The sequence below is a fragment of the Algoriphagus sp. genome (genome assembly GCF_024642405.1).
Taxonomy (GTDB): Bacteria; Bacteroidota; Bacteroidia; order Cytophagales; family Cyclobacteriaceae; genus Algoriphagus.
Genome location: NZ_JAHEBC010000170.1, coordinates 1 through 8,119 on the forward strand (window position 1 = coordinate 1; position 8,119 = coordinate 8,119).

An 8,119-nucleotide genomic window follows, 5' to 3' on the forward strand; every position below is an offset into this window, starting at 1 on the left:
GTACCGAAACTACTGGAAAGCTCTTTTCAAAAAGAACCACTGATATAAATTTTAACCTACTTTTTCAATTTGGTGGAAAAAAATACCTTCCAAGCACTAAAAATCAGTCAAAAGCTATAGTAGTTTTTAATATTCAGGTAATGTTAATTTCATAGAATCCGTCCAAAAACGCTGAAATATAGCTATTTGATAAAATGCTTTTCATTCATGGATGATCTTGAAACTATATATTTCGATCAAAACAAAAAGAGTGAAAACCAAATTCAAAACAATCGTCGTTTCCGATGTGCATTTGGGAACAAAAGGATCTAAAGCCAAAGAAATATCTAGGTTTTTAAAACAATATGAATGCGAAAATCTCATTCTAAATGGAGATATCATCGACGGTTGGCAATTGAAAAAAACCGGTTCCTGGAAAAGAAAACATACCCGTTTCTTTAACAGAATCATCAAAATGATTGAAAATTGCAATACCAACGTGTTTTACCTTCGTGGAAACCATGATGATTTTTTAGAGCAAATTTTACCTCTTAAAATAGGAAAACTCTCCATTCAGATGGATATGATCTATGAAAGTAATGAGAAGAAATACTTCATTACACATGGGGATGTTTTTGACAGCATTACCACGAATCTGAGATGGATCGCATATCTCGGAGATGTAGGCTATACTTTTTTACTTTGGCTCAATCGTGTCGTCAACTACTACCGATTCAAGCGGGGACTACCCTATTTTTCTCTTTCGAAGTATGTGAAAGGAAAAGTAAAGTCGGCAGTCTCATACATTGATGAATATGAAGTAGAGCTAGCCAAAATGGCCAAATCCAAAGGCTGTGACGGGATTATCTGTGGACATATTCACAAAGCAGAAATGAGAATTATTGATGGAATCGAATATTTAAATTCCGGAGACTGGGTAGAAACCATGTCAGCTTTGGCTGAGGATCATGAAGGGAATTGGCAATTGATTTACTACAATGAAATCAATTTCAAATCATTAGAAGACCATATTAATGTACCAATTTCAAAAGAGGATGTAACACCAATTTATGGCCCTTTCCGCGAAGTATCTTTTATCAAAAGGGAGGATGAAGATTTAGATAACACAGCTTTCAGGCATTAATATGAAGTTTCTTTTTATCGTTCAGGGAGAAGGAAGAGGTCATTTGACTCAAGCCATTGCCTTCTCAAAAATGTTGGAGTCTCAAGGCCATCAACTTTCCGCTGTCATTGTTGGAAAAAGCAAAAGGAGGATAATCCCGGATTTTTTTTGTCAGCAGATTTCTACAGAAATCTATCCTGTAGAAAGCCCGAATTTTGAAACTGACAAAGGAGAAAAAAGGATTTTAATAGGAAAAACCATTTCGAAAAACATTAAAAAATCACCCATTTTTTTTAAAAGTCTCCAGAAAATTAATGAAATAGTCAGATCCAAAAAACCTGATATCATTCTTAATTTTTATGATTTACTCGGGGGATTATACAATTTCTTGTACCGTCCCAATGCCCATTTCTGGGTAATTGGCCATCAATACCTGATTTATCATCCTTCTTTTGAATTTGCCCGATCAGTTGCTTTCCAAAAAGAACTTTTTCAGTTCAATACCTGGCTGACAGCACTTGGTGCAGAAAAAAAAATAGCATTGGCCTTTAAATCCCTCGCTCAAATTCATGACGATAAACTGATAGTGGCGCCCCCACTCTTAAGGGAAGAAGTCAAGCACCTCGAATCTCAGGGCGGTGATTTTATCTTGACTTACATGGTAAACCCTGGCTATGCTGAAGAAGTCATTTCTTTTGCCAAAAAATATCCTCACCTACGAATCAAGGCCTATTGGGATAAAAAGAATGCCCGGGAGACAGAAAATCCACTTCCCAATTTATCCTTTCATAAAATTCATGATAGTCGTTTTTTGAAGGATATGGCAGCATGTAAGGGGCTTGTTTGTACAGCCGGATTTGAATCGGTTTGCGAAGCAATGTATTTGGGAAAGCCAGTAATGGTGATTCCAGTCAAGGGTCAATATGAACAAGCATGCAATGCGCTAGATACGGTGGCAAGTGGAGCAGGAATCCGTTCAGAAAACTTTGATTTCTCTAAACTTGAGGAATTGATTGAATTGCGAACAACGTTAGAATATTCTTTGAAAGATTGGACAGGAAACTGGCCTAAAATTCTTCAACAGGTTATCCCTGAAAGTAAAATGACTGAATCAGATTTTATTTTAATCCAGTCATTTTCTTAAGTTTTAAGGCAATCTAACAGCCATTTAAAGCTCGCTGCTCGGGACTCATTTCATCTAAAACTTTAAATACTAATTCACCATCTTCTTCCAAAGGGATAAAAGGGAAATTCACCATTTTCACCTGTCTTCTTTCTGGAGCATTCATAGCCAAGAATCGATCCTGAAGTTCATTGTACATTTGATACATTCTTTCTCTATCCTCTTGGGATTTATAAGAATAATTTCTACCCTCTTGCCTCATCAGTTCATATTTCATAAAAATCTGATGGTATGCTGATACTTTATCTTTAGCAGGGGGCGGAGGCAATTGACTTCGCTCTTCTGCAGTCAAATTTTCTTTCAGTTTATAATATGCTTTACCATTTGAAGTCAATTTGATATATGGGTGAAAAGGATGGATTGGCCTATTGGCTGTTTGCTTGAGCTCCAAAGGAATTCTGAAATACATACTTCCCAATTCTGAAAACAATGCAAGTAATTTTTGCTGTTCCGATTCAGATCGCTCAACAAAATGTGGCTCGGCATTTCGCAACTTTTCATAGCGTGTGTTGAGCTCATTAAAATTTTGAGTTAAACTTTTTTCTTCCTCCTTTTTTACAGATGGAGGCCATTTTTCTGAATCTTCTAAATAAATGGTCATTCCACCTTCATAGGGCATTCCAAATCCTGAATCCTCGCCAAAAGAATTTTCAAATCCAGCCACTGTGAAAAGTGAAACTTGAAACGGCTGGGGGAATTTTTCTGAGCGAGCATTATTATGAACAAAGCTTTCAAAATAGTACACAAATTCTTCTGCCTTTCTTGTATCCAACGCATCGTTTGTAATTACTTTACCATCTATCCAAAGCGCAAACTTTTCTGAGTTTTTCCACTCTTCAAACTTATTATTTTCAGGAATCTTAAATGATGGTTTTGTAGGAGGATTTATTAAATCAGCTTTTAAATTGTCAGGAAGTTCATCATAAGATTTCTTTTCTTTCTGACCATCTTTATCCACTATCGTAAAGGTTACATTTTTATAATATTCATCTTTATTGATAGGACTTGTTTGATTACCAGATGGAAGGTGTTTTATCCTCCTAATATCTTTTGCTCTCAATTCTTGCTGAAAATCATGGATTACACCCATTTTCACATCAGGATTGGCAAGAATATTTACTAGTAAATCTGGCCCGGATATCTTTTCTAAGATTTCTGAAATTTGAGTTTTATCATAGTGATCTCCTTGGTAAATGAAGTTGCCATTGCTTGTAAGTGTAAAGGTCGTTTCAGCTTCATTTGAAATGGATCCTCTGTTTTGTTCTAAAGAATCAGCCTCTTGATCTGCAACTACCTTCTCACTAAACAAATAAACCATAGCTCCCAAAACGGGGATCATTATGAGCAATTTGATCCATTTCTGAAATGGATTGGATTGTTTGTTCATCATTTTCAATCGTTTTTTTGTGAGAGAAAAATTCAGATTACTAACCAAGGAAAAGCGGAATTCCTGACTTGCCAGGGCAAGCAACATCTTTTGGTAGGTATAAAGTGAGGTGGTTTTTAGCGCCTTTTGATCAGCAATAAACTCATGGTTGAGACGAATAGCCTGTTTTGCCATGTACAAACCCGGATGAAACCAAAATGGGATCAACAATAATTCAATAAATAAAATATCGTAGCTATGCCCTTCTTTGACATGGGTGTATTCATGTTCGATAATTGCATCCGCCAAATTCCCATTTTCAAAATCCTCCCTTGGCACAAAAACATATTTCAGAAAAGTATATGGAAGGGAAGCTTTCGTTAGCAATACCAGCGTCATTCCTTTGTAGGTTACCTTCAAATTCTGTTGCACCTGATCCATCAGGACTTTGATATTTTTGATAAAACGGATCAGTAAAACCAAAGTAATCAAACTATAAATTGACCATAAAACTTCATTCCAAGGAATTGATGGATCAGGAGCCTGATTGGATTCAATTATGAAATTTTCCGATGAATAACTCTGTTGAGGTAATATAATTTCGTTTGAAAGTCCTGTTTCTGTAATTTGAGAATAGGTAATTTCTTCTTTTTCAGCGGCAACCTCGATTGAATTGAATGGAATGAGAAATGAAAAAACCACAGCCAAAAGAAGATAAAACCGATTGAATTGATGCATTGCTTCCCGCTGAAGAAAAATCCTGTGGATCAACAGTAAAATAACTAAGCATAGCATGGATTTTAAGAGATATTCCATCATTTCTTCTTATTAAGTTTATCCTCAATTATTTCTTTTAATGCTTCCAATTCAGACTCTGAAAACTCCGCTTTCTTGGTAAAAAAAGAAGCAAATTGTGCGGGGGAATCATTGAAAAAGTTCTTAATCAGTCCCTTCATGTGTTTGGAGAAATAACTCTCTTTTGAGACTAAAGGAAAATATTCACGAAGTTTTCCTTTTGCTTCATAGCCCACATATTCTTTTTCCTGCATTCTTTTCAGAAGCGTGGAGATCGTCGTGGGAGCTGGCTTAGGTTCTGGGTATTCTTCCAATAAATCTTTCATAAAAGCTCTTTTTAGCTTCCATAAATGATTCATCAATTCTTCCTCAGTTCGAGATAATTTCATCAACTTCTATTTTTTTATTCTACAAATGTAGAATAAAAACTTAATTCTACAAGTGTAGACATAAAAATTTCTATTTTGATAAACATTATTTACTATATCTAACTTCACTTTACTTGAAATTCAAAAATAAATGAGAAGAATATTTTTAAAAATTATTAAAAAATAATAATCATTTTATCATTAAAAATTCTCTAAATTTATCTTTCTATTTTTTTAAAAAATAATTACCCTAATTACCTGATATACAGAGATTATTATTGATTATTTACTTCATTTCTAACACTTATTTTTATTACTATGAGAAATTTAAAAGTTGAATGTAGGCTTTCCAAATTTGACATAATTGTTGAAAATGAAAGTTCCCCTGATGAACCTTATTTATGGGCTTTCTACATTAGGGTTGATGGTCGCAACATAAACATTTTTAAGCCAGAAGAATCTTTCGTCACATTGCATAATGCGGCCGGAAGTCATGGCAATCTCGGCCCTGCAAGTGATGATGTAGAGCGCGAAGATGCTCCTTTGAATATTCCGACCAAAATAGGTCAATGGAAAACCGAAATTGATACCATGGGAACTATGATTCCCCAACTGGTCCCATATTGTATGGTCGCTATTTTAGTGATTGCGATAGAAGAAGATGCAGCCCCATCTACAGAAAAAATGGAAGAGGCTCGAAGAAAGCTAAAGTCCAACCTTCTTTCCCAACTGAATGCTGCCCTCGTACAAGTCATAAAAGATCAGAAAATTGACTTGAAAAATCTTGAGGCAACAATTTCTTATGAAAAACTACTGAATGGTTTAACTGGTATATTGGCTGGAGATATTATTGCTAATGCGATCGCAGGAATAGTGATTAACCCATTATTTTTCTTGGGAACAGATGCAGATGATTTTGTTGGATATAATATTGCTGGCCCATACATGATACCTGAGATTTTAAGCTCAGCTACTGATAAAATCGATTTCAACTTATATTTGGCTCAAACGGGTTCTAATTTTGATGGTAAGTATAAAGTCACTGGTTATATAAAAGTAACTGACCCTGTTCAATACACCAATGCAGCTATAGTTCAAGATGCAAGCTCAATTACCGTTATAGGACGAGCCGCAAATGTTGACAAATATTTTAAATCCTCCACTAATGATGCAGGAGTAAGTTGGTCAGGTTTCAGGAAAATAGGAGACGGGGAGTTTATTTCCTCTCCTGCAGCCGCGCTTTCGACTGATGGAAAAAAGCTTCATGTTATTGGACTTGGTAAAGACAAAAAATATTGGAGAGCCTTTTCCCCAGATGCAGGTAAAAATTGGAGCATTGCTTGGTCGCCAATACTTAATGGTCTTTTCACATCAGCACCTACTGTTTGTATGAGTGCTGATGGCAATTCAATTTATTTGATTGGTAAAGGAAACGATAACAAAGCTTGGTTTGGATATTCAAAAAATGGAGGATCAAGCTGGACCGGTTTTTCACCAATTGGGGCTGGAGTTTTTCTGTCTGGATTAGGTGCTTGTTGTACTCCTGATGGGAATCAAATTTTCGTTTTTGGACTTGGCAAGGATAGGAAAATATGGCAAGCTTCTACCAATAACGGAGGTGCGTCTTGGTATTTAGCATGGAAGCCACTTACTTCTGGTCAATTCTATTCTTCACCATCCGCAGTTTGTACTCCTGATGGAAAACGAATTGCTGTATTTGCCCGGGATAAAAGCGATCATTTCAATGCTTGTTATACTGCCAATCATGGACAAACATGGTCTCTATGGAAAAAATTTGACTATGGCTCTTTTATTTCTTCACCAAACGCATCCATAGCTCCAGATGGCAAAAAAATCTCTATAGTTGGAATTGGAAAGAATATGAACCTATACTTTCTGAAAAGTCCTAATTTCGGATTGAGCTGGTCAAGTAAGTGGAAAAGAATAAATACTTCGGATACTTTTTGTTAACCCTATTGGGATATAAACCTTTCCATATTAATCTCTTTCAAACAATTCGCGAGTTATACCGAATCTTAAGAATATTAATATTGAAAGTCAGACTAAATAATTAATTGTGTTTTTATTAAAAAAAATGCCTGTAACCTTTTTTCGCTACTAGTAAATAAGGGATTGTAAGCCATAATTAAAAAAGGACCCGAATCATTGCCAGATAATAAAGCTTACCTGATTTATTAAACTGAAATCCGAAAAAACAGTCTTTAATCCTAAGAAAATCATAATTTCGAAATTCGTTCATTTGAAGATGGCATGGTTGCTGAAAAAATACGTTTACAGGAAGATAAAGATAGAGTCAAACATTGGAAAAAATGGGGACCCTATCTAACTGAAAGGCAGTGGGGAACAGTAAGAGAAGATTATAGTCCCGATGGGTCCGCATGGGAAAATGTGACTCATGAAGATGCAAGAAGCAAGGCTTACAGATGGGGAGAAGAGGGAATCGGTGGTATATCTGACTCTAAACAAAAATTCTGTCTTGCTTGGGCTTTTTGGAATGGAAAAGATCCTTTTATAAAGGAACGATTATATGGAGTTACAGGGAACCAGGGTAATCACGGAGAAGATGTAAAAGAAATATACTATTACTTAGACTCCACTCCTACCCATAGCTATATGAAGATGCTTTATAAGTATCCTCAATCAGAGTTCCCATATCATGAGTTATTAGCAGTAAATCTTAAGCGAGGTAAAACTGATCCAGAATATGAACTGATTGACACAGGCGTATTCGATAAAGATGAGTACTTCGATATTTTTATTGAGTATGCAAAAAACGATGTTGAAGACATAGTAGCCACTGCTACAATTCATAATCGTGGACCTGAGAAAGCCTATTTATGTGTAATGCCAACCCTGTGGCTTAGAAAAACCTGGTTTACCGGACATGAACCATTCCTGCCAAAATTAACCAAGGTAAATGAAAATACCATCAGGGCTTTTAACCCTAAATCCGGAAATTATACCATTTCTTTCGATGGGGAACCTGAGCTTAAGTTTTGTGATAATGAAACCAATAGAGAGAAGGTCTATCATATTGCAAATGAGAAAAAGTTTCTAAAAGATGCCATCAATAATTATGTGGTCGATGGTAATAAAAAACATCTCAATCCGGAGAATTTTGGTACAAAAGCAGCAGCAATTTATCATATAGAAATTCCTGCAGGGGAAAGCCGAAAGGTCAAACTCAGAATGATGCATCAGCAGATTGAGGCACCTTTAGAAGTCTGTGATTCCATAATCGAGAAGGCAAAATCTGAAGCTGATGAGTTTTATGAAGAACTTCA

The 8,119-nt window shown here is 35.7% G+C and carries 5 protein-coding genes and 1 pseudogene; 4 read left to right on the forward strand and 2 right to left on the reverse strand.

What is annotated here, in order from left to right:
• Positions 1 to 250 precede the first annotated feature (250 nt).
• Positions 251 to 1,123, forward strand: a complete 873-nt coding sequence (locus tag Q0L68_RS12845) for a UDP-2,3-diacylglucosamine diphosphatase (RefSeq protein WP_296703776.1) — start codon at positions 251 to 253, stop codon at positions 1,121 to 1,123.
• Between the two features lies 1 nt (position 1,124).
• Positions 1,125 to 2,246 carry a glycosyltransferase family protein gene (locus Q0L68_RS12850; RefSeq protein WP_296703779.1) on the forward strand — a complete coding sequence of 374 codons (1,122 nt, stop codon included), beginning with the start codon at positions 1,125 to 1,127 and terminating at the stop codon, positions 2,244 to 2,246.
• Positions 2,247 to 2,259: 13 nt separating this feature from the next.
• Here the strand turns inward: Q0L68_RS12850 and Q0L68_RS12855 are convergent, their stop codons facing one another.
• Positions 2,260 to 4,467 (reverse strand): M56 family metallopeptidase, encoded by a 2,208-nt coding sequence (locus Q0L68_RS12855; protein ID WP_296703781.1) that lies wholly within the window; start codon positions 4,465 to 4,467, stop codon positions 2,260 to 2,262.
• The gene (locus Q0L68_RS12860; RefSeq protein WP_296703783.1) at positions 4,467 to 4,835 is read right to left on the reverse strand and encodes a BlaI/MecI/CopY family transcriptional regulator; all 369 of its coding nucleotides are present in this window, start codon (positions 4,833 to 4,835) and stop codon (positions 4,467 to 4,469) included. The genes Q0L68_RS12855 and Q0L68_RS12860 overlap by 1 nt, the downstream gene beginning before the upstream one ends.
• Before the next feature lie 297 nt (positions 4,836 to 5,132).
• Between Q0L68_RS12860 and Q0L68_RS12865 the strand changes: the two genes are divergently transcribed.
• Together Q0L68_RS12865 and Q0L68_RS12870 are read left to right on the forward strand one after the other, a co-directional pair.
• The gene (locus Q0L68_RS12865) at positions 5,133 to 6,785 is read left to right on the forward strand and encodes a hypothetical protein (protein WP_296703786.1); all 1,653 of its coding nucleotides are present in this window, start codon (positions 5,133 to 5,135) and stop codon (positions 6,783 to 6,785) included.
• A gap of 300 nt (positions 6,786 to 7,085) precedes the next feature.
• Positions 7,086 to 8,119 (forward strand): annotated as a pseudogene (locus Q0L68_RS12870) (glucosidase); the annotation flags it as partial.